This is a genomic window from Aeromicrobium endophyticum, from assembly GCF_003586285.1.
Lineage (GTDB): Bacteria > Actinomycetota > Actinomycetes > Propionibacteriales > Nocardioidaceae > Aeromicrobium > Aeromicrobium endophyticum.
The window spans coordinates 267,590-289,193 of the sequence record NZ_QUBR01000003.1 but is presented as its reverse complement, the minus strand read 5'-3'; the positions used below and the strand labels follow the sequence as shown (position 1 = coordinate 289,193).

Sequence of the window (21,604 nt, the reverse complement as noted above, 5' to 3'; positions counted from 1 at the left end):
TCAAGCAGCAAGACGACCGGCCCGCCCCGGAGAGGGGCGAGCCGGTCGTCGTGGGACGCGCGGGGGCTGGTCAGCCCTTGCGCTTCTTGACCTCGTCGGTGGCCTGGGGCAGGACGGCCTTCAGGTCGCCGACCACGCCGAAGTCGACGAGCTCGAAGATCGGGGCCTCGTCGTCCTTGTTGACCGCGACGATCGTCTTGGACGTCTGCATGCCGGCGCGGTGCTGGATCGCTCCGGAGATGCCGTTGGCGACGTACAGCTGCGGCGAGACCGTCTTGCCCGTCTGACCGACCTGGAAGCTGTGCGGGTACCAGCCGGAGTCGACCGCGGCGCGCGAGGCGCCCACGGCCGCACCGAGGCTGTCGGCGAACGCCTCGACCTCGGTGAAGTCGCCGCCGGTGCCGCGACCGCCCGAGACCACGATCGCGGCCTCGGTCAGCTCGGGGCGACCCGAGGCGGCCTTCTCCTTGGACGACGTGATCTTGGCGCCCTTGGCACCGTCGGAGATGTCGGCCGTCTTGGCCTCGACCGTGCCCGCACCCGCGGCGGCCTCGGGGGCCACCGAGTTGGGCTTGACCGAGATGACCGGCGCACCCTGGGTGACCTGCGACTGCACCGTGAAGTTGCCGGCGAAGACCGACTGCGTCGTGGTGATCGTGCCGCCGTCGGCCTGGACGTCGACGGCGTCGCCGATCCAGCCCGACTGGGTCTTCAGCGCCACGCGGGCGCTGATCTCCTTGCCCTCGGTGGACGAGCCGGTCAGCACCGCGGCCGGGCTGACCTCGCCGACCAGCTGCGTCAGGGCCTCGGCCTTGGGGCCGACGAGGTAGTCGGAGTAGACCGCGTCGTCGTAGGTGTAGATCTTCTCGGCGCCGTGCTCGGCGAGCACGCCGGTGTCGGCGTCGCCGAACACGACGGCCGACGGCTCGCCGATGCGGCGGGCGATCGTGAGCAGCTCGAGCGAGGGCTTGGTGACCTTGCCGTCGGGAGCGTCGATGAGGACGAGTACTTCAGTCATGTGTTCAGGCCTCTCAGACGAACTTCTTGGACGCGAGGAACTCGACGAGCTTGGCGCCGCCGTCTCCCTCGTCGGTGACGATCTCGCCGGCGGTGCGCGGCGGACGGGGCTCGAACGACTCGACCTTGGTCCAGGCGTTGTCGAGGCCCACCGAGCCGGCATCGAGGCCGAGGTCGGCCAGCGACCACTCCTCGACGGGCTTCTTCTTGGCCGCCATGATGCCCTTGAACGACGGGTAGCGGGCCTCGCCGGTCTGGTCGGTCACCGAGACCACGAGCTTGCCCGTGCCCTCGATCTCCTGCGTCGCGACGTCGCCGTCGCGGCGGATCTTGACCGTGTCGCCGTCGACCGTGATCTCCGAGGCGAAGGTGACCGCCGGGAGACCCAGACGCTCGGCCACGAGGGTCGGGACGACACCCAGGCCCGCGTCGGTCGAGGCCATGCCGAAGAACAGCAGGTCGTAGTCGCCCACCTTCTCGATCGCCTTGGCCAGGATCTCGGACGTCGCGAACGCGTCGGAGCCGTGGATGGCGTCGTCCTGGACGTGGATGCCGGAGTCGGCACCCATCTGCAGCGCCTTGCGGACCGCGTCCGCGGCCTGATCGGGACCGACGGTCAGGACGACGACCTCGCCGTCACCGGCCTCGACGGTCTGGAGCGCCTGCTCCACCGCGTACTCGTCGAGCTCGGACAACAGACCGTCCACACCGGCGCGATCGACGGTGTTATCGGCGCTGAACGTCCGGTCGGCCGTGGCGTCCGGGACGTACTTCACAGCGACAACGATTTTGGTCACGAGGACCCTCCTGTGAATCTGGGGCACGGCGACCAGACGGCCGCCGCGTCAGTCAGTGGACTGGGTGGGATCGCCAGGCTCACGACCAGGCGAGTGAGGCGACCCTACGTCACCCAAATGTTACCCAAGCGTAGTAAAAGGGGCGACACCTGCGTGGCATGCGGTAGATCACACCCGCGAGCGATCGCCCACCCGCGGATGCCTGCGGCGGTCGAGCACGACGTCGACCATCGACCCGTCGTCGAGGGCGGCTGCGCGCCGCGTGCTGATGAGCAGGGCTGCGCCGACCGACAGCACGAAGGCCGCGACGACGGCGGCTGCGAGGAGGGAGAAGAACATGGGAGCGTCCATTCGATCGGGTCACGGACCGTGACACCTGTGAAGATCAGCCAGCACGCACTTCATGACGCCGAACCGGGCGATACGACCGGATGGCAGGGACGGACGCTCAGTCGTCGACCGTCGAGCGCAGCAGGGACTGCGCGACGATGCCGACCACCAGGTACACGATCGCCCCCGCCCCCCAGGCCACCAGGGACTCCTTCATGTCGGCCTTGGTGCCCGTGAACGAGACGGCGTCGCGCAACGGCCCGACCAGGACGTCGCAGAGGCTCGCGACCGAGTCGTAGACCCCGCTGCCGGTCGCGTCGAGCGCCACCAGCAGCGCCCCGAACGCGAGCACGACCGAGCACAGGAGACCCACGGCCCCGACCAGGCCCGCCAGCACCGACACGATCCGCTTCCTGCCGGCACCGGGGCCCCGCTGCGGGCGGCCCTCAGTGTCCTTGGACCGTCCCAGCGATCGCAGGCGCTGGCTCAGCGGTGTCTTCGGCCCGCGTGGCGCCTCGACGATGCGGTCGCGCCGGCGCGGCCGGCGGGTCGACGTGCCGGCAGAGCGGCCGACGGTCGAGGAGTCACGTGACCCGTCACTCCCCCGCGCCGATGCCGATGCTGCGGGATCGACCTCTCCCGGTTCGGCGTCGGCGGGCTCGGCGTGGGCGGGCTCGGCGTGGGCGGGCTCGGCGGGACGGTCGAAGACACCCGCTGCCGCCAGCACCTCGGCCAACGGGACGGGCTCGGCGGCGACGGCCTCGTCGTGGGCAAGCTCGTCCGGGACAGGCTCGTCCAGGGCCGGCTCGTCGTGGACGACCTCGGGCACCGTCACGACCTCGGCGTGGACGGTCTGGGGCTCGACGTCCTCGAGCGCGGCCTCGACCTCGTCGTCAGCCGGCGGATCGACGACCGGCTCGGGGTCGACCGCATGCACAGCGGATGCCTGAGCGGCCAACGCGCGACGAGCAGCCGCCCGCTTCTCGCGCGCGAGCTGCTTGACCTCGCGTCGGGCCTCACGCTGGCGTCGGCGGTCGGCCGCTCGCTCGGCGGCGATCGTCGCCGCAGTCGATCCTTCGGGGGAACCGGCCGACGACGACGTCAGCTCAACGGCGTCGGACGACTCTTTTTTTGATCTTGGGGGCGAGTGCCCCGGGCTCGTCGCTCACCTCTTCGGGCGTGTGGTCGTCGGAGCGAGCAGCGGCGGGCGCCTCGTCGACGTACTCGTCCACGAGCGGCGCCCGGGCCTCCAGCGGCGTGGCGGCCGAGGAGTGGTTGGCCATGACGATGTGCTCCTGAGCCACCCGCTCGGCCTCGGCCTCGGCGGCGGCCACCCATTCGAGCGCCGTGCGCTCGGCCTCCTGGAGCTTCTCCTCGGCGGCCGAGCGGGCTGCGGCGACGGCCTGGCTGAGCCGCTCCTGCGCATCTCGCTTGGACTGCGAGGTGACGCGCTCGGCCTCGGCCTGCGCCGCAGCCACTCGCTCGCGCGCGTCCTGCTCGGCCTTCTCGGCGACCCGGCGCGCCTCCTGCTGCGCCGCCTCGACCCGGGCGGCGGCATCGCGCTCGGCCTCGGCGATCTTGCGCTCGGCGTCGAGGCGGGCGGCCTCGACGTCGGTGGCGAGCTTGCGCTCGGCCTCCTCACGAGCGACCGCTGCGACGCGCGCAGCCTCGTTGGCCTCGGCGGCGACCCGCTCGGCCTCCGCCTCGGCCGCACGGATCTTGTCGGCCGCGAAGCGCTCGGCATCGGCGAGCTTGGCGGCGGCGTCGGCCCGCTCGGCCTCGGCCTCCTTGGCCAGCTTGTCGGCCTCGGCGTTGGCCCGTTCGACCAGGGCCGTGGCCTCGTCGCGCTCGCGGGCCAGCTGGGCCGCAGCCTCCTCGTGACGCTGCGCCGCCTCGGCGGCCAGGCGATCGGCCTGCACCTTGGCCGCCGCGAGCTTCTCCTCGGCCGCGCGCTCGGCGTCGGAGACGCGCACCGCGATCGCGACCCGCTCGGCGGCGGTCTCCTGCGCGTACTTCTCGGCCTCTGCCTTGGCCGCGTCGACGTGGCTGGCCGCGGTCTGCTCGGCCTCGTGGATCGTGCGCTCGGCTTGCTGCTTGACCTCGGCCAGGCGGGCGTCGGCCTCGTCCCGCTCGCGGGCGAGACGGGCCATGGCGGCCTCGCGGTCGGCAGCTGCCTTGGCGGCGACTGCCTCGGCCTCGGCGCGTGCCTCCTCGATACGACGCTGGGCATCCTGCTCGGCGAGCTCGAGACGACGCTGGGCGGCCTCCTCGGCTGCCTTCTCGGACTCGGCCAGACGCCGCTCGGCGGTGATCTTGGCCTCGGCCTCGGCCTGCTCGGCCAGACGACGGGCCTCGGCCTCGGCCCGCTCGATGCGACGCTGGGCCTCTTCCTCGGCCTTGGCCTTGGCCTCGGCCACACGCACGTCGGCCTCGCGCTGCAGCTCGGCGATCTTCGCGGCAGCCGCCTCGCGCTCGCGGGCGATCTCGGCCGAGACTCGGTCGGCCTCGTGCTGGGCCGCGCTGACCCGCTCGGCAGCAGCCTGCTCGGCTGCCTTCAGCTTGGCGGCGGTGACCTCGCGCTGCGCGGCCTCGTCGGCACTGAGCCGTGCCGAGACCTCGGCACGCTCGCGGGCGGCCTCCTCCATCAGACGGGCGGCCTCGGCCCGAGCCGCCGCGACCCGCTGCTGGGCGGCGGCACTGGCGGCGGCGAGCTTCTCGGCGAAGGTGGTGGGCGCGGGATCGACCGCCGGCGCTGCGGCCGGCTGCTCGTGGGTCGCAGTGACGGTCGGCTCGGGCTCCGGCTCGGGCTCGGGCTCCGGCTCCGGCTCGGGAGACGGCTGGGGCTCGGGAGTCGGCTCGGGCTCGGGCTGGGGCTCGGGCTCGGGCTCGGGAGTCGGCTCGGGCTCGGGCTCGGGCTCGGGCTCGGGCTCGGAGTTGACGATCGTCTCGACGACCGGCTCATCGACGACGACCGGCTCGGGCCGAGGCTCCTCACGGGAGCCGTCGGTCGACGCGTCGGACGAGAACTGGGCAGCCGTCGGGGCGCTGCCGAATCGGCCGAAGGCCGACGGGGACGTCGCGGCACGCTCCGGCTGCGACTCGGGCTCTGCCTCGCGCTCCGGCTCCGGCTCGGCCGGGACCGCCGCGAACGTCCGCGTGGACTCGAGGGTCGCGTGCGTCGCAGCGTCGGAGGTCGAGGTCGACCTTGAGGTCGAGGGATCGCCAGCGGCTGAGGGCGAGCCTGCGACCGACTCGCGGGCCGCATCGAGCTTCTGTGCCAGCGTCTGCTCGGCGGCGGGCTCGTCGGAGCTCTCGGCGCCGACGTCGGCCGACTCCGGCGCGGCGGGCGCCTCCGGCTCCCCGCCGCGTGAGGACTGACGCCGCGACGCGGCGAAGGTGCGAGCGGCGGCACGCTCGGCACGCCGCTTCTCGACCGCGGCCTGTCGGGCGGCCCTGGCAGCGGCGCGGCGGGCCCGCGGGCTGTCGTCGTGTGCCGCAGGGGCGTCGGAGCGGCCTCGGCCGGGACGCTCGGACGCGTCACCGCCGGTTGGGGCGGACGCCGTCGACTCGTCGACGGCAGCCGCAGACGACTCGCCGAGCTCTTGGTCGATCATGTCTGCAGCGACCTGCAGCGGGTCGGCACGTCGACGCTCGGCCGGCTGCTGGGACTGTGAGTCGGTCATGACTCCCTTTCATCTACCGCTGGTGGCACGTCCGGATCAGTATGCCCCAAGTGTTACGCGTGTCACACGGCATTTGCGAGGCCGGGCCGCCGATCTGGGGCGACCTCTCCGGCCCGGGTGACGGGGCAGATCCCTCAACGACCGACGCCCGCGAAGGTCCCGCGCGATCTGCGACACCGTCGCCCCCCGGCCCGTGCGGCGCCGGCGGCACCCACCCGGCATGATGGACCTCTACCCATCAGTAACCGAGGAGGCCGGGTGCGCATCGCTCTGCTGTCGTACCGGACGAAGGAGCACTGCGGCGGTCAGGGCGTCTACGTCCGCCATCTCAGCCGCGGGCTCGCCGACCTCGGGCACGAGGTCGAGATCTTCTCGGGCCAGCCCTATCCCGAGGACGTCGACCCGCGCGTGCGGCTCACGAAGGTCCCGAGCATGGACTTCTTCCGCGAGCCCGACCCCTTCCGCACCCCGCGCCCCGGCGAGTTCCGCAGCGCCGTCGACGTGCTCGAGTACGCCCTCACGCTCACCGGCTGCTTCGCCGAGCCCCTGACGTTCGGCCTGCGCGCCTCGAAGATCCTCAAGCGTCGTGCCGCCGACTTCGACGTCGTCCACGACAACCAGAGCCTCGGCTACGGGCTGCTGACGATCATGCGTCGCGGCATGCCCCTGGCCGCCACCGTGCACCACCCCATCACCCGCGACCGCAAGGTCGAGCTGGCCGAGGCCACGACCTGGCGACGCCGGTTGTCGGTCGCGCGGTGGTACGGGTTCGTGCCGATGCAGGCGCGCGTGGCCCGCCGCATCCCGATCGTGCTGGCCGTCGCCGGCACGTCGGCCGCCGACTCCGTCGCCGACTTCGACCTCGACGCCGACCAGATGCGTGTCGTGCCGCTCGGCGTCGACACCGAGACGTTCGCGCCGTCCGAGCAGCGCGTGCCGGGGCGCATCGTGGCGATCGCCAGCGCCGACAAGCCGCTCAAGGGCGTCGCCCACCTGCTCGAGGCCGTCGCGAAGGTCCGCACCGACCACGACGTCCACCTCGAGCTGGTCTCGCACCTCGAACCCGGTGGCACGACCGAGCAACGCATCGCCGAGCTGGGCATCGCCGATGCCGTCCACGTCGTCAGCGGCATCTCCGACGACGAGCTGGCCTCCCTCCTCGCCTCGGCCGAGGTCATGTGCGTCCCTTCGCTCTACGAGGGGTTCTCGCTGCCGACCGTCGAGGCGATGTCGTGCGGCACGCCGGTCGTCGCCAGCCGGGCGGGAGCGCTGCCCGAGGTCGTCGGCACCGACGAGTCCGGTGCGAGCGAGTGCGCCCTGCTGGTCGAGCCGGGTGACCCCGAGGCCCTCGCCGCGGCCATCCGCACGCTGATGGACGCTCCCGACGAGCGGGCTCGCCTCGGCGCGGCCGGACGTCGCCGCGCCCTCGAGCGCTACAGCTGGACCGCGGTCGCCGAGGCGACCGTCGCCGCCTACTCCGAGGCCATCGAGGCATCTGCCGGCCACCACCACCGCAACCCCTGACCACGAGGACGAACATGCTGACCGTTGACTTCGACCGGCTGAGGGTCGGCCGCCGCACCCGCTTCATCGACGTCGGGGCCGGCGCCGGACGTCACTCGTACGAGGCGCTGCGTCGCGGGGCCGACGTCACCGCGTTCGACATGGACGAGGTCGAGCTCAAGGGCGTCGACGACATGTTCGGCGCGATGGCCGAGGTCGGCGAGGTGCCGCCCGGCGGCACCGGCGCGGTCCAGGTCGGCACGATCCTCGACATGCCCTACGACGACGGATCGTTCGACGTCGTGCTCGCCTCGGAGATCCTCGAGCACGTGCCCGAGATCGACCAGGCCGTCGCCGAGCTGGTGCGCATCACCGCCCCCGGCGGCATCCTCGCGATCACCGTGCCGCGGTGGCTGCCCGAGCGCATCTGCTGGGCGCTGTCCGACGAGTACCACGCCAACGAGGGCGGCCACATCCGCATCTTCAAGGCCGACGAGCTGCAGGCCACGGTCGAGGGCTACGGGCTCACCACGACGCACCGGCACCATGCCCACGCCCTGCACGCGCCCTACTGGTGGCTCAAGTGCGCCGTGGGCGTCGAGCGCGACCAGCACCCGCTCGTGCGCGCCTACCACCGGCTGCTGGTGTGGGACATGATGAAGGCTCCCGCGGCCACCCGGCTCGCCGAGCGCGCCCTCGACCCCGTCATCGGCAAGAGCGTCGCGCTCTACTTCTCCAAGCCGTTCTGACCTGCGTGACCACTCCTCACGTCCCGGGCGTGCTGACGCCGGCGCAGGTCGAGCAGACCGCCGCGTCGATCGTCGCCGCCCAGCTGCCGTCCGGAGCCATCCCCTGGTTCGAGGGCGGTCACGTCGACCCTTGGGACCACGTGCAGGCGGCCATGGGGCTCAGCGCCGCCGGCCGCACCGCCGAGGCCGAGCGGGCCTACGAGTGGTCGCGCACCACCCAGCGCGACGACGGGTCGTGGGCCATCCGCTACGACGGCGACAGCATCACCGACGCCCACACCGACTCCAACTTCTGCGCCTACCTCGCGACGGGCGTCTGGCACCACTTTCTCGTCACGGGCGACCGGACGTTCGTCGAGACGATGTGGCCCGCCGTCGGCCGGGGCCTCGACGCCGCGCTGACGATGCAGCGTCCCGACGGTGCCGTCGTGTGGGCCAGCGCCAACGGCAACCTCGTGGCCGAGGCGCTGGTCACGGGCAATGCCAGCATCCACCTGAGCCTGCGCTGCGGCGTCGCGCTGGCCGACCTGGTCGGCAGCCCGCGCCCCGACTGGGAGCTGGCGGCCGCGCGCCTGCGGCACGCGCTCGACGAGCACCCCGAGCGCTTCGTCGACAAGCCGCACGCGATGGACTGGTACTACCCCGTGCTCGGCGGTGCCCTCTCCCCCGCATCGGCCGCCGCTCGCATCGACGCACGCTGGGACGACTACGTGGTGCCTGGATTCGGCGCCCGCTGCGTCGTGCCCAACAACTGGGTGACCGGCGCCGAGACGTGCGAGCTCGTGCTGGCCCTCGACGTCATCGGACGCACCGACGAGGCGGCCGCGCTGCTCGCGTCGATGCAGCACCTGCGCGATCCCGACGGCTCGTACTGGACCGGGCTCGTCTTCGACGACGACGTCCGGTGGCCGGTCGAGCGGACGACCTGGACGGCGGCGACCGTGGTGCTGGCCGCCGATGCTCTGTCGCGCACCACCCCGGGCAGCGACCTGTTCCGCGGAGCCGGCCTGCCCTCCCTGCCTCGCGACTGGAAGGTCGACATCCCGTGCACCCGATGACCCCTGCTGACGCTGTCCTGCCCCCCGAGCTGGGTTCGCTGATCGACGCGACCCGCGGCTTCATGCCGTCCGACGAGGGTCTCGCGCTGCACGCCGCGGCGGTCGAGCACCTGCAGGGCGGCGTCGCCCTGGAGATCGGCACGTACTGCGGCAAGTCGACGATCTACCTGGCCCACGCGGCGTCCGTCACCGGGTCCACCGTCGTCACGATCGACCACCACCGCGGCTCCGAGGAGCAGCAGCCCGGGTGGGAGTACCACGACGAGTCGCTCGTCGACCCCGAGCTGGGGCTCATGGACACCCTGCCGTTCGCGCGCCGGGCGATCGCCGCCTCGGGCCTCGAGGACGTCGTGGTGGCCATGGTGGGTCGGTCGTCGGCGATCTCACGGTGGTGGCAGACGCCGCTCGACCTGGTGTTCGTCGACGGCGGGCACACCGAGGAGGCGGCGCAGGCCGACTTCCACGGATGGGCGCCGCACGTGCGTCTCGGCGGCCTGCTGCTGATCCACGACGTCTTCCCCGACCCCGCCGACGGCGGCCAGGCGCCGTACCGCATCTACCGCGAGGCCCTCGACAGCGGCGAGTTCGTCGAGCGCTCCGTCACCGGCTCGCTGCGCGTGCTGCAGAGGGTCGTCCTCTCCGCCCACCACCACTAGTCCCTGGGCGGTGAGCTGGCGACCCGTCCCGGGCCGGGACAGGTCGCCAGCTCACCGCCTCGCGGGGGTGACGGCGCTCAGTCCTGCGTGAGCCAGAGGACGCCGCTGGGCGGCAGCTGCAGCACCGCCGACTGCTCGAAGCCGTGCATGGGGACGCCCTCGGCCTCGACCGCGCCGAGGTTGCCGACACCCGATCCGCCGTAGACCTCGGCGTCGGTGTTGAGCACCTCGCGCCACGTGCCCGTCGCCGGCATGCCGATGCGGTAGTCGTGGTGCGGCTCGCCCGCGAAGTTGGCGACGCACACGACCTGCGAGCCGTCCGAGCCGATGCGCACGAAGGCGATGACGTTGCCGGCGGTGTCGCTGGCGTCGATCCACCGGAACCCCTCGGGACGGTCGTCGATCGTCCACAGCGCCGGTGCCGGACGGTAGAACGCGTTGAGGTCGGTGACCAGGTGCAGGACGCCGAGGTGCAGCGGGTCGTCGAGCTGCCCCCACTCGAGCGACCGCGACTCGGCCCACTCGCTCTCCTGGCCGAACTCGCCACCCATGAACACCATCTGCTTGCCCGGGTGCGCCCACATGAAGGCGAGCAGCCCGCGCACGCCGGCCGCCTTGTTCCAGGCGTCGCCCGGCATGCGGCCCCACAGCGATCCCTTGCCGTGGACGACCTCGTCGTGCGACAGCGGGAGCACGAAGTTCTCGCTGAACGCGTAGTCGATCGAGAACGTCATCTCGCCGTGGTGGTACGAGCGGTGGATCGGGTCGTGCCCCAGGTACGACAGCGTGTCGTGCATCCAGCCCATGTTCCACTTGAAGCCGAAGCCCAGGCCGCCGCCGTCGGTCGGCCGGCTGACACCCGGCCACGCGGTCGACTCCTCGGCGATCATCATGACGTCGGGGTGGTGCTTGTAGACCGTCGCGTTGAGCTCTTGCAGCAGCTGGACGGCCTCGAGGTTCTCGCGGCCGCCGTGCTGGTTGGGCACCCACTCCCCCTCGTTGCGCGAGTAGTCGAGGTACAGCATCGACGCGACCGCGTCGACCCGCAGCCCGTCGAGGTGGAACTCCTCGAACCAGTAGAGCGCGTTGGCCACCAGGAAGTTGCGGACCTCGCGCCGGCCGAAGTCGAACACCAGGGTGCCCCAGTCGGGCTGCTCGCCCTTGCGCGGGTCGGGGTGCTCGTAGAGCGCGGTGCCGTCGAAGCGGGCCAGCGCCCACTCGTCCTTCGGGAAGTGCGCGGGCACCCAGTCGACGATGACGCCGATGCCTCGCTGGTGCAGCTGGTCGACGAACCAGCGGAAGTCGTCGGGCGAGCCGAAGCGCGAGGTGGGCGCGTAGTACGACGTCACCTGGTACCCCCACGAGCCGCCGAAGGGGTGCTCGGCGACGGGCATCAGCTCGACGTGCGTGAAGCCGGTCTCGGTGAGGTAGTCGCCGAGCTCGTCGGCGAGCTCGCGGTAGTCCAGGCCCGGGCGCCACGAGCCGAGGTGCACCTCGTAGATGCTCATGGGCGACGTCAGGGGCGACGCGGACGCGCGCTCGGCGATCCAGGCGTCATCGGCCCAGCGGTGCGCCGAGTCGGTCACGACCGAGGCCGTGGCGGGCGGAACCTCGGTGCCGAAGGCCATCGGGTCGGCCTTCTCGCGCCAGACCCCGTCGGGCCCCTGCACGCGGAACTTGTAGGCCGTGCCGGCTGCCACGCCGGGGACGAACAGGTCCCACACGCCCGAGCCGATGGGACGCATGCCGTGCTGGTCGCCGTCCCAGAAGTTGAAGTCGCCGATGACCTGCACGGCGCGCGCGTTGGGCGCCCACACCGCGAACGCCGTGCCCGCGACCGAGCCACCACCGGTGTCCTCGAACGTCCGCACGTGAGCGCCGAGGACGTCCCACAGCCGCTCGTGGCGACCCTCCGCGATGAGGTGGAGATCGAGCTCGCCGATGCTGGCCGGCCAGTCGTGAGCTGTGGTCATGAGGTTCCTTCGGTCATGATGCGCTCGATCGATGCCAGCGGCACCGCGAGCCAGTCGGGACGGTTGGCGTGCTCGTACGAGACCTCGTACACGGCCTTGTCGAGCTCGAGGGCGCGCAGCAGCACGGCCGCGTCGCGTGGGTCGGAGCCCGCGACCTCGGCGTAGCCGTCGCAGAACGCCTCGCGGTTGCGGTGCGCCCAGCGCATCGCGACGTCGGCGAGCACGGGATCGTCGGGTCCGCCGACCAGCAGCTGCTGGGCCGCGTAGTCGAACGAGCGCAGCATGCCCGCGACGTCGCGCAGCGCCGACCGGAGCCTCGACCGCTCGGCCACCGAGGCGGCGGGCTCGCCCTCAAAGTCGAGGATGAGCCATCCGCCGAGCGTGCGCAGCACCTGACCGAGGTGCAGGTCGCCGTGGACGAACTGCATCTCGACGGGCACGGGGTGGTGGCGCATCGCGTCGAACGCCTCGCGCAGGCCGGACAGGTACGGCGCGAGCTCGGGCACCTCTGCGGCCACGCGGTCGAGCCGCTCGAGCATGACCGTGACGGTGCGCTCGAGCTCGACGGCGTCGGCGTCCTCGGTGCCGAGCGCCGAGCGAAGGTCGGCATGGACGTCGGCGACGGCCGCACCGAGCCGCGACGCCTCGCCGGCGAAGTCGCCGCCCAGGTCTTCGGGGGCGATCGACGGATCGGCCATGAGGTCGCGCACGCTGGTCGTGGCCATGACCCAGCCGTCGACAGCATCGGGCATGAAGCGCTGCAGCATGCCGATCGTGGTGGGCTCGTCGTGCAGCGTGCCGCTGATCGACCCGAGGGGCTCGGCGATGTGCTTCGAGCCCACCTCGCGCAGGGCGCGGTGCAGGCGCATGTCCTTGTTGACGCCCGGGACGACCTTGCGGAACAGCTTGAGGATGTACTGCGAGCCGTACACCAGCGAGGTGTTGCTCTGCTCGGTCGTGATGGGGTGCGCGCGCAGGCCACGGGTCAGCTCGGCACCCGGCTCGGACTCGAACTGCAGCCCGTCGACCAGCGCGCCGCCGGCCATCAGCTCGAGCAGCACCGCGGTGAGGTCGGCGTCGCCGGACGCCTCGTAGAACGTCGCGCCGTCGACGTCGACGATCGTGGCCGAGCTCGCGACGTCGGGCACCTCGGACTGCCGGCTGCCCACCAGCAGCTGGTAGGGATCGGAGCGGTCGTCCTGCTCGACCTCGACGACCAGGTGCAGCAGCAGCGGGTCGCCGTCGAGGATCGTCGACCAGCTGAGGGGCCGGATGCCGGTGACCTCGCGGTCCTTGCCCGCGAACCACCGCTGCGACGGCAGCCAGCCAGGCAGGGCCTCGGCGATCGCCGCGACCGTGGCCTCGTGGGTGGTCGGGTTGTCGACAGGCCCGCTCATACGTTGCTCCTCCGCTCGCCCTCGTCGCCGCGCTCCGACAGCTGGAACCAGTAGAAGCCGTGCCCCGGCAGCGTCAGCAGGTACGGCAGCTCGCCGATGCGCGGGAACCGCACGTTGCCGGTCAGCTCGGCCGGCGTGAAGCCCTCGTACGCGCTCAGCTCGAGCTCGACGGGCTGCGGGAACCTCGAGAGGTTGTTGACGCACAGCACGACGTCCAGCTCGCCGTCGGGCCTCAGCCAGCGCCGCAGGTAGGCCAGCACGCTGGGGTTGGAGCCGCCGAGGTCGATGAACTCGCCCTCGGCGAAGGCCGCGTGCTGCTTGCGGATCGCGATCATGCGGCGCGTCCAGTTGAGCAGCGACGCGGCGTTGTCCTGCTGCGCCTCGACGTTGATCGCCTCGTAGCCGTAGGTCGGGTCCATGATCGGCGGCAGGTAGACGCGACCCGGGTCGGAGCGCGAGAAGCCGGCGTTGCGGTCGGGCGACCACTGCATCGGCGTGCGGACGGCATCGCGGTCGCCGAGCCAGATGTTGTCGCCCATGCCGATCTCGTCGCCGTAGTAGAGCACCGGCGAGCCGGGCAGGCTGAGCAGCATCGCGGTGAACAGCTCGAGCTGGTTGCGGTCGTTCTCGAGCAGCGGGGCGAGCCGCCGGCGGATGCCGATGTTGGCCTTCATGCGCGGGTCCTTGGCGTACTCCGCGTACATGTAGTCGCGCTCCTCGTCGGAGACCATCTCGAGCGTCAGCTCGTCGTGGTTGCGCAGGAAGATGCCCCACTGGGTGCCCGACGGGATCTCCGGCGTCTGCTGGAGGATCTCCGAGATCGGGAACCGCGACTCGCGGCGCACCGCCATGAAGATGCGCGGCATGAGCGGGAAGTGGAAGGCCATGTGGCACTCGTCGCCACCGACGTCGGGGTTGCCGAAGTACTCGACGACGTCGGCCGGCCACTGGTTGGCCTCGGCCAGCAGGATGCGTCCGGGGTACTCGCGGTCGATCGTGGCGCGCACCTCGCGCAGGTACTCGTGGGTGCGGGGCAGGTTCTCGCCGTTGGTGCCCTCCTCCTCGAACAGGTAGGGCACGGCGTCGAGCCGGAAGCCGTCGATGCCTAGGTCGAGCCAGAAGCGCAGGACGTCGATCATCGCCTCGCGCACCTCGGCGTTCTCGAAGTTCAGGTCGGGCTGGTGGCTGAAGAACCGGTGCCAGAAGAACTGTCCGCGGACGGGGTCGTAGGTCCAGTTGGACGACTCGGTGTCGACGAAGATGATGCGCGCGTCGGCGTACTTGGAGTCGTCGTCGCTCCACACGTAGTAGTCGCCGTACGGGCCGTCGGGGTCGTTGCGCGACGCCTGGAACCACGGGTGGGCGTCGGACGTGTGGTTGAGCACGAGATCGGTGATGACGCGGATGTCGCGCTTGTGGGCCTCTTCGAGCAGGTACACGAAGTCCTCGACCGTGCCGAACTCGGGCAGCACGGCCCGGAAGTCGCTGATGTCGTAGCCTCCGTCGCGCAGCGGCGACGCGTAGAACGGGGGCAGCCACAGGCAGTCGACGCCGAGCCACTGCAGGTAGTCGAGCTTGCCGGCCAGGCCGCGCAGGTCGCCGGTGCCGTCGCCGTTGGAGTCGGCGAAGGCGCGCACGAGCACCTCGTAGAACACGGCGCGCTTGAACCAGTCGGGATTGCTCGTCGCCTGCTCGGCATGGCCGAAGTCGTCGGCCTCGGGCTGCACCAGCGTGCCGTCGGCCTCGACGGCCTCGCCGGTGTGCGGGATGTCGTCGAGCCCGTCGAGGGCGCTGTCGGGCGCCGGTGCCGCTGACGCGCTCTGGGTGTCGGTGTGCTGCTGGTCGGTCATGTCAGCTCTCTCTCGGGCTGCTCAGGCTTGCGGTGGATCGTCAGGATGTGGGCGACGGCTCGCTGCGGGTCGAGCCGGACGTAGTTGTCGGTTCCCCACTCGTAGGTCTCGCCGGTGACCTCGTCGTGGGCGACCACACGGTCGTCCCAGGCCAGGCCGATGGCCGGCAGGTCGAGGTGCACCGTGCCCTCGCGCGCCTGGTGCGGGTCGAGCGACACGATGACCAGCACGGTGTCGCCGCTGGCCGGGTCCTGCTTCGAGAACGCGACCAGAGCGTCGTTGTCGACCGTGTGGACGTGCAGGGTGCGCATCTGCTGCAGGGCCGGGTGCGCCCGGCGGATCTCGTTCAGGCGCGTGATCCACGGCTCTAGCGAACGTCCCTCCTCGAGCGCCGCGACCCAGTCACGCGGACGCAGCTCGAACTTCTCGGAGTGCAGGTACTCCTCGCTGCCCGGCTTCTGCGGCTCGTGCTCGTACAGCTCGAAGCCCGAGTAGACGCCCCACGTGGGTGACAGCGTCGAGGCGAGGGCAGCGCGGATCGCGAACATCGCGGGCCCGCCGACCTGCAGGTGCTCGGGCAGGATGTCGGGGGTGTTGACGAACAGGTTGGCGCGCGACTCGTCCCAGCGATCGCGGATCTCCTCGGCGAACTCGACGATCTCGTCCTTCGTCGTGCGCCACGTGAAGTACGTGTAGCTCTGCGTGAAGCCGGCCCGACCGAGCCCGTAGAGACGGGCTGGACGCGTGAACGCCTCGGCCAGGAACAGCACGTCGGGGTGGGACTGCTTGACCGTCGCGATCAGCCACGCCCAGAAGTTGGTGGGCTTGGTGTGGGGGTTGTCGACGCGGAAGATGCGCACACCGCGCTCGACCCACACCATCGTGATGCGCAGCATCTCGGCGAAGGCGGCGTCGGGATCGTTGTCGAAGTTGAGCGGGTAGATGTCCTGGTACTTCTTGGGCGGATTCTCGGCGTAGGCGATCGTCCCGTCGGGCAGCACCGTGAAGAACTCGGGGTGCTCGGTGGCCCACGGGTGGTCGGGAGCGGCCTGCAGCGCAAGATCGAGGGCGACCTCGAGGTCGAGCTTGCGGGCGCGGCGGACGAGCGCGTCGAAGTCCTTGAACGTCCCCAAGGCGGGATGGATCGCGTCGTGGCCACCCTCCTCGGCACCGATGGCCCACGGCGACCCGACGTCGTCGGGCGTGGGCGTCAAGGTGTTGTCCTTGCCCTTGCGGTTGAGCCGGCCGATCGGGTGGATCGGCGGGAAGTAGACGACGTCGAAGCCCATCTGCGCCACGCGGTCGAGCGCCTTGGCGGTGGTCTTGAGCGTGCCGTGCTTGGGAACGCCGTCCTTGTCGACACCCCCGGTCGACCGCGGGAACAGCTCGTACCAGGAGCCGAAGGCCGCCCGGCGCCGGTCGACGAGCAGCGTGTGGTCGACGCCCTCGGTGAGCAGCTCGCGGACCGGGTCGTCGTGCATCGCCAGCTGCACCTCCTTGCCCAGGGCGAGGGCGAGGCGGTCGTCGAGCGTCAGGCTGGTGTCGCGCAGCGCCACGGCCGCGTCGCGCAGGATGCCCGTGCGTCCGGCCTTGAGGTCGAGCACGCGGGCGCCGATCTCGAGGTCGTTGGCGAGCTCGTCGGCGTCCTGCCCGGCGGCGTGCTTGACCGAGGCGGCATGCGTCCAGGTGGCCCACGGATCGCCCCAGGCGTCGACCCGGAACGTCCAGGTGCCGGCCGCGTCGGGCACGATCGTGGTCGCGAAGCGGTCGAGCCCCGTGCCGACCTCGCTCATGCGCGTGGTGCGCTCGACGCCGTCGGGCCCGCTCCACACGACGGTGGCGGCCACGGCGTCGTGTCCTTCGCGCCACACCGTCGCGGTGACGGGGACGTGCTCGCCGACCACGGCCTTGGCGGGGTCTCGTCCGCCCGCGACCTCCGGGGTGACGTCGTCGATGCCGAGACGGCCAGTCATGCACGCTCCTGTGGTGGTCGAGAGTTGAGGTCGGTCGTGCTCACGCGTGGTCCGGTACCCAGCCTGGCACGGCCTGCGCCTGACGCAACAAGCGGCGGCTCAGACGTCGATCGCGGCTTCGCCGGACAGTGCCCGGGCGACGACGCCGCGGGGCGTCCGGCCCTCCAGCAGGGTCGCGGCGGAGAAGTCGGCGGCCAGACGCTCGAACTCGCGGCCCCGTCGCAGCATGGCGTGCTTGGCCCCGTCGACCCGGACGTACGACACCTGCGCCGTCCGCGACAGCGACCGTGCCGCGGCGGCCGAGCGGTCGGGCGGGGCGATGCGGTCGTCGGTGCCGTGGACGACCAGCACGCGCCGGCCGCTGAGGTCGACGTCGCCGTCAGCGGGGTACACCCACGGGTTGAGCGCCACGACGCTGCGGACCTCGGGACGCTCGGCGGCCAGGATCGCCGCACGACCGCCCAAAGAGTGCCCCACCAGGCCGACCGGCAGGTCGGAGCCGAAGCCCTCGCGCAGCTGGTCGATCGCCCAGTGCACGTCGTCGACCGGCGTGTGACGGGTGTCCCAGCCGCGCGTCGAGTTGAGCAGGCGGTAGACCGCCAGCCGGCGACGGTCGGCCTTCGCGATGCGCTTCGCGATGGGGATCATCCGCAGGACCGACAGCTGCGTGGGGCTGACCCGCGGGTCGTCCCGCCGGCTGGCTCCGCCGTGCAGCACGAGCACCACCGCCTCGGCACGACGAGGCTCGGAGACGGCGATGAGGCGCGGACTGTTGGTCACCAGCTTCTCCTACCCCTCCGAGCGGCTTCTCACACTGTGTCGGTGCTCTCGCGGGGCGCCTTGAGCAGCAGCAACGAGCGTCCCTCGAGCGTCACGGTGCCTCCCGCCGGTAGCGGCTCCTCGGAGGCCGGGGCGCCGTCGGGCGTCGTGGTGTCGAGCGTCGGCTCGAACGACGTGCCGAACTCTGCTCCGGGCAGCGTGACCTCGACCGGGTCGGCACCGGCGTGCATCAGCAGCAGCCACGAGTGATCGGCCTGCAGCTCACCCTCGCGGGTGCGCGACTGGCTGTTGGACCCGTCGATCCACATGCCGAGCGTCCGGCACTCGTCGGCGGTCCACGCCGTCTCGTCCATCTCCTCGCCGTCGGGGCGCAGCCAGATGAGGTCGGGACGTCCGGTGGGCGTGGTGCGTCCGTCGAAGAACTCCGGCTGCCTCAGGGCGGGGCTGTTGGCCCGCAGGAACGTGACGCGGCGCGCGAAGGCGAGCATCTGCTCGGACTCCTGCGACTCGTGCCAGTCGACCCACGACGTCGGGTCGTCGAGGCAGTACGCGTTGTTGTTGCCGTGCTGCGTGCGCCACCGCTCGTCGCCGGCGACGAACATCGGCGTGCCGGTCGACAGCATCAGGGTCGCGAACAGGTTGCGTGCCTGCCGGGCCCGCAGCCGGTTGACGTCCGCGTCGTCGGTCGGTCCCTCGACGCCGTGGTTCCACGACCGGTTGTCGTTGGTGCCGTCGCGGTTGTCCTCGCCGTTGGCCTCGTTGTGCTTCTGGTCGTACGAGACCAGGTCGCGCAGGGTGAACCCGTCATGGGCGTTGACGAAGTTGATCGACTGCCACGGGCGGCGCAACGTGTGGTCGTACAGGTCGGACGATCCCGAGAGGCGGTACGCCAGGTCGTCGACGCCTGTCGCGCCGCGCCAGAAGTCGCGCACGGTGTCGCGGTAGACGCCGTTCCACTCGGCCCACTGAGCGGCGAAGAAGCCGACCTTGTAGCCCTCGCCGGTCGCGTCCCACGGCTCGGCGATGAGCTTGCAGCGCGCCAGCACCGGATCGGTGGTGATGGCGGTCAGCAGGGCCGAGTCGCGGTCGAACGCGCCCCCGTGCGGACGTCCCATCGTGCTGGCGAGGTCGAACCGGAAGCCGTCGACGCCCAGCTCGGTGGTCCAGTAGCGCAGGGAGTCGGTCACGAGCCGGATGACGGTCGGCGAGCTCGCCTCGAGGGTGTTGCCGCAGCCCGTGATGTCGGCCATGTGTCCGTCGTCGTCGTGCAGGTAGTAGGCGGTCGCCTCGTAGCCGCGGAAGCTCAGGGTCGGGCCGTCGGGGCCGCCCTCGCACGTGTGGTTGTAGACCACGTCGACGATGACCTCGATGTTGGCCGCGTGCAGAGCCGCGACCATGGTGCGGAACTCCTCGACCTCGCGACCCGGCTCGCTCGCGTAGCCCGCGTGGGGCGAGAAGTAGCCGAGCGGCGAGTAGCCCCAGTAGTTGTGCCGCTCGTCGCGCACCAGCGACGGCTCGTCGCTGAACGACTGCACGGGCAGCAGCTCGACGGCCGTGACGCCGAGGCGGACCAGGTAGTCGACGACCGCGGGGTGGGCCAGGCCGAGGTAGGTGCCGCGGAGCGCCTCGGGGACGTCCGGGTGCTGCGCCGTGAAGCCCTTGACGTGCAGCTCGTAGACCACGGTCTCCTCGAACGGGATCTCGGGCTTGGTGCCGGTGTCGGGTCCTCCGGGGCTCGTGACGACGCTCAGCGGGACGCTGCCGAGCGAGTCGACCGTGCTGGGCTCGCCGTCGGGGTCATCGGCGTAGCCGTAGGCCGCGCTCATGTCGGTCATCGTGCCGCTGATGCGGCGGGCGTACGGGTCGACCAGCAGCTTGTGCGGGTTGCAGCGCAGGCCGGTCTTGGGGTCGTACGGGCCATGGACGCGGAAGCCGTACCGCTGCCCGGGCGTGACGCCCGGGACGAGGCCGTGCCACACCCCGAACGTCCGCTCGGTGAGCTCGATGCGGCGCTCGGCGCCCTCGTCGTCGATCAGGCAGAGCTCGACGCGGTCGGCGACGCTGCTCGCGACGGCGAAGCGGACGCCGCCGGCCTCGGGATGAGCCCCGAGCGGGAACGGGCGGCCGGCGAGCACCTGGGCATCGGACGTGGGGTGGGTGGCCATGGGCCCAGTGTCGCAGGCTCATGTTTCACGTCGTGCCTCGCCGGGCCGTCGCCCGTCCCGCCGGTCGATCAGTGCGACGTGGCCTTGGCGAGGGCCTTGGAGGCCCTCTTCTTGGCCTTCTTGCTCGACTTCTTGAGGGCCTTCTTCTGGGACTTCGACACGAGGCCGTCCGAGCCCTTGCCCTTGCGCTCGAGCTTCTCGGCCTTGCGCTGCGCCTTGGCCGCCTTGCGCTCGGCCGAGCGGACCTTGCGGCTGTCGCCGCTGCCGTCGATCAGCAGGCTCGAGCCGATGCCGAGCAGCCAGACGTCCTTGGCGATCGCCGTGCCCTGCTGGGTCGGACGGATGCCGTCGCGCATGCCCGGCGTCTTGGCGTAGAGGCCCAGCAGGCCGCCCGAGAAGGCGACCAGGCCGGCGCCGGCCTTGGTGGACGAGACGCCCGGCAGCAGCAGGGCCGCGCCGAGCGCGATCTCGCCGGCCGCGAGCGCCTTGACGAACACCGGCGGGTCGATCTTCTTGACGACGGGGTACGTGCCGGCGGCGAACCCGTGGAGTCCCTCGGCCGCCTCCGCGTCGGCGGACCACTTGGTGAGGCCGGAGTTGAGGATGAACGCACCGGCCGTGGCGCGCAGCGGGACGTGGGACAGGCGGAACGACATGGGACCTCCAGGTAGGTGACGTTTCAAGCTCGTCCCCACCGTACGGGGCACGACCTCGGGCCGCCCCTCGGAGGTTGGACGGTGGGCGCCGGACCGATCATGAGACCTCTGGGTCGTCCTGACGACCGCGACGTCTCGACGTCCGTCCCTGCCCTGGTGCGAAGACACGTCGATAGCCTCGGCGTATGCGATTCACCCAGGTCGACGTGTTCACCGACGAGCTCATGTACGGCAACCCCGTGGCGGTCGTCCACGACGCCGACGGGCTGGACGACGAGCAGATGGCCGCGTTCGCGCGCTGGACCAACCTGTCGGAGACGACGTTCCTGCTGGCGCCGACCGATCCGTCCGCCGACTACCGCCTGCGCATCTTCACGACGCGCGGCGAGCTGCCGTTCGCCGGGCACCCCACCCTCGGGTCGGCGCGGGCGTGGCTCGCGGCGGGTGGCGAGCCGCGCGACGCCGGCGGGCTGGTGCAGGAGTGCGGCGCGGGGCTCGTCCGTGTGCGCGACGACGGCGGACGGCTGGCGTTCGCCGCTCCCCCGCTGCGGCGCGGCGGCCCGGTCGACGAGGCCGACATCGAGCAGGTGGCAGCGGCGCTCGGCATCGGGCGTCATGACGTGATCGGCGCGCAGTGGGCCGACAACGGCCCGGGGTGGGTCGCGCTGCTGATGCGAAGCGCCGAGGCCGTCCTGGCGATCGAGCCGCGCGGCTTCGGCGAGCTCGACAAGGTCGGCGTCGTCGGCCCCCACCCGCCCGGCGGCCCGGCCGACGTCGAGGTGCGCGCCTTCTTCCCGCCCGGCGAGGACCCCGTCACGGGCAGCCTCAACGCCGCGATCGGCCAGTGGCTGATCGGCTCGGGGCTGGCGACCGACAGCTACGTGGCCGCGCAGGGCACCCGGCTCGGCCGCCGCGGACGCGTGCACGTCTCGCGGGTCGGGGAGGACATCTGGGTCGGCGGCGACACCGTCGTCGGCATCGCCGGCGAGGTCGCCCTGTAGCCGCGAGTGGCGCACA

General features: G+C 71.7%; 17 protein-coding genes. 5 read left to right on the top strand and 12 right to left on the bottom strand.

Annotated features, from left to right (window positions below; translation table 11 throughout):
* Positions 1–70: 70 nt before the first annotated feature.
* The 5 genes from DX116_RS19580 to DX116_RS20010 form a co-directional block, all read right to left on the bottom strand.
* Positions 71–1,018 (bottom strand): electron transfer flavoprotein subunit alpha/FixB family protein, encoded by a 948-nt coding sequence (locus DX116_RS19580; protein ID WP_119705966.1) that lies wholly within the window; start codon positions 1,016–1,018, stop codon positions 71–73.
* A 13-nt stretch (positions 1,019–1,031) separates the two neighbouring features.
* Complete coding sequence (locus DX116_RS19575) at positions 1,032–1,814, bottom strand: electron transfer flavoprotein subunit beta/FixA family protein (RefSeq protein ID WP_199716186.1); 783 nt, start codon at positions 1,812–1,814, stop codon at positions 1,032–1,034.
* A gap of 168 nt (positions 1,815–1,982) precedes the next feature.
* Positions 1,983–2,153, bottom strand: coding sequence for a hypothetical protein (locus tag DX116_RS20015; RefSeq protein WP_158592048.1), 171 nt, complete (start codon positions 2,151–2,153; stop codon positions 1,983–1,985).
* Between the two features lie 109 nt (positions 2,154–2,262).
* Positions 2,263–3,081 (bottom strand): hypothetical protein, encoded by an 819-nt coding sequence (locus DX116_RS19570; RefSeq protein ID WP_119705965.1) that lies wholly within the window; start codon positions 3,079–3,081, stop codon positions 2,263–2,265.
* A gap of 169 nt (positions 3,082–3,250) precedes the next feature.
* Positions 3,251–5,827 (bottom strand): coiled-coil domain-containing protein, encoded by a 2,577-nt coding sequence (locus DX116_RS20010; RefSeq protein ID WP_158592047.1) that lies wholly within the window; start codon positions 5,825–5,827, stop codon positions 3,251–3,253.
* 258 nt (positions 5,828–6,085) lie between these two features.
* Between DX116_RS20010 and DX116_RS19550 the strand changes: the two genes are divergently transcribed.
* Genes DX116_RS19550 through DX116_RS19535 form a run of 4 tightly spaced genes read left to right on the top strand, consistent with a single transcriptional unit; the run spans position 6,086 to position 9,793 of the window.
* Complete coding sequence (locus DX116_RS19550; RefSeq protein ID WP_119705962.1) at positions 6,086–7,351, top strand: glycosyltransferase family 4 protein; 1,266 nt, start codon at positions 6,086–6,088, stop codon at positions 7,349–7,351.
* Between the two features lie 14 nt (positions 7,352–7,365).
* Positions 7,366–8,079, top strand: a complete 714-nt coding sequence (locus DX116_RS19545) for a class I SAM-dependent methyltransferase (RefSeq protein WP_119705961.1) — start codon at positions 7,366–7,368, stop codon at positions 8,077–8,079.
* Between the two features lie 5 nt (positions 8,080–8,084).
* Positions 8,085–9,137 carry a prenyltransferase/squalene oxidase repeat-containing protein gene (locus tag DX116_RS19540; protein ID WP_119705960.1) on the top strand — a complete coding sequence of 351 codons (1,053 nt, stop codon included), beginning with the start codon at positions 8,085–8,087 and terminating at the stop codon, positions 9,135–9,137.
* The gene (locus DX116_RS19535; protein ID WP_119706016.1) at positions 9,134–9,793 is read left to right on the top strand and encodes a class I SAM-dependent methyltransferase; all 660 of its coding nucleotides are present in this window, start codon (positions 9,134–9,136) and stop codon (positions 9,791–9,793) included. Before DX116_RS19540 ends, DX116_RS19535 begins: the two co-directional genes overlap by 4 nt.
* A 77-nt stretch (positions 9,794–9,870) precedes the next feature.
* On the opposite strand, the gene glgB is transcribed toward DX116_RS19535, so the two are convergent.
* The 7 genes from glgB to DX116_RS19500 form a co-directional block, all read right to left on the bottom strand.
* A complete protein-coding gene (gene glgB / locus DX116_RS19530; RefSeq protein ID WP_119705959.1) occupies positions 9,871–11,766 on the bottom strand; it encodes a 1,4-alpha-glucan branching protein GlgB in 1,896 nt (631 codons plus the stop codon).
* Complete coding sequence (locus DX116_RS19525) at positions 11,763–13,163, bottom strand: maltokinase N-terminal cap-like domain-containing protein (protein ID WP_158592046.1); 1,401 nt, start codon at positions 13,161–13,163, stop codon at positions 11,763–11,765. Before DX116_RS19525 ends, glgB begins: the two co-directional genes overlap by 4 nt.
* Positions 13,160–15,013, bottom strand: coding sequence for a maltose alpha-D-glucosyltransferase (gene treS, locus DX116_RS19520; RefSeq protein ID WP_119705958.1), 1,854 nt, complete (start codon positions 15,011–15,013; stop codon positions 13,160–13,162). Before treS ends, DX116_RS19525 begins: the two co-directional genes overlap by 4 nt.
* The gene (locus DX116_RS19515; protein WP_119705957.1) at positions 15,010–16,986 is read right to left on the bottom strand and encodes an alpha-1,4-glucan--maltose-1-phosphate maltosyltransferase; all 1,977 of its coding nucleotides are present in this window, start codon (positions 16,984–16,986) and stop codon (positions 15,010–15,012) included. Before DX116_RS19515 ends, treS begins: the two co-directional genes overlap by 4 nt.
* A 99-nt stretch (positions 16,987–17,085) precedes the next feature.
* Entirely contained in the window at positions 17,086–17,766 is a 681-nt protein-coding gene (locus tag DX116_RS19510; RefSeq protein WP_233556967.1) for an alpha/beta hydrolase, read from the bottom strand.
* 29 nt (positions 17,767–17,795) lie between these two features.
* The gene (gene glgX / locus DX116_RS19505; RefSeq protein WP_119705956.1) at positions 17,796–19,931 is read right to left on the bottom strand and encodes a glycogen debranching protein GlgX; all 2,136 of its coding nucleotides are present in this window, start codon (positions 19,929–19,931) and stop codon (positions 17,796–17,798) included.
* A gap of 68 nt (positions 19,932–19,999) precedes the next feature.
* Positions 20,000–20,587, bottom strand: coding sequence for a hypothetical protein (locus DX116_RS19500; protein WP_119705955.1), 588 nt, complete (start codon positions 20,585–20,587; stop codon positions 20,000–20,002).
* Positions 20,588–20,772: 185 nt separating this feature from the next.
* On the opposite strand from DX116_RS19500, the gene DX116_RS19495 reads away from it, so the two are divergent.
* Positions 20,773–21,588, top strand: coding sequence for a PhzF family phenazine biosynthesis protein (locus tag DX116_RS19495; protein ID WP_119705954.1), 816 nt, complete (start codon positions 20,773–20,775; stop codon positions 21,586–21,588).
* The last annotated feature ends 16 nt before the right edge of the window (positions 21,589–21,604 follow it).

Excerpts from the sequence above, each read along its gene's own strand:
- DX116_RS19580 (WP_119705966.1), bottom strand. The coding sequence starts at position 1,018 with ATGACTGAAGTACTCGTCCTCATCGACGCTCCCGACGGCAAGGTCACC.
- DX116_RS20015 (WP_158592048.1), bottom strand. The coding sequence starts at position 2,153 with ATGTTCTTCTCCCTCCTCGCAGCCGCCGTCGTCGCGGCCTTCGTGCTG.
- DX116_RS20010 (WP_158592047.1), bottom strand. The coding sequence starts at position 5,827 with ATGACCGACTCACAGTCCCAGCAGCCGGCCGAGCGTCGACGTGCCGAC.
- DX116_RS19545 (WP_119705961.1), top strand. The coding sequence starts at position 7,366 with ATGCTGACCGTTGACTTCGACCGGCTGAGGGTCGGCCGCCGCACCCGC.
- DX116_RS19535 (WP_119706016.1), top strand. The coding sequence starts at position 9,134 with ATGACCCCTGCTGACGCTGTCCTGCCCCCCGAGCTGGGTTCGCTGATC.
- glgB (WP_119705959.1), bottom strand. The coding sequence starts at position 11,766 with ATGACCACAGCTCACGACTGGCCGGCCAGCATCGGCGAGCTCGATCTC.
- DX116_RS19525 (WP_158592046.1), bottom strand. The coding sequence starts at position 13,163 with ATGAGCGGGCCTGTCGACAACCCGACCACCCACGAGGCCACGGTCGCG.
- treS (WP_119705958.1), bottom strand. The coding sequence starts at position 15,013 with ATGACCGACCAGCAGCACACCGACACCCAGAGCGCGTCAGCGGCACCG.
- DX116_RS19515 (WP_119705957.1), bottom strand. The coding sequence starts at position 16,986 with ATGACTGGCCGTCTCGGCATCGACGACGTCACCCCGGAGGTCGCGGGC.
- glgX (WP_119705956.1), bottom strand. The coding sequence starts at position 19,931 with ATGGCCACCCACCCCACGTCCGATGCCCAGGTGCTCGCCGGCCGCCCG.
- DX116_RS19500 (WP_119705955.1), bottom strand. The coding sequence starts at position 20,587 with ATGTCGTTCCGCCTGTCCCACGTCCCGCTGCGCGCCACGGCCGGTGCG.
- DX116_RS19495 (WP_119705954.1), top strand. The coding sequence starts at position 20,773 with ATGCGATTCACCCAGGTCGACGTGTTCACCGACGAGCTCATGTACGGC.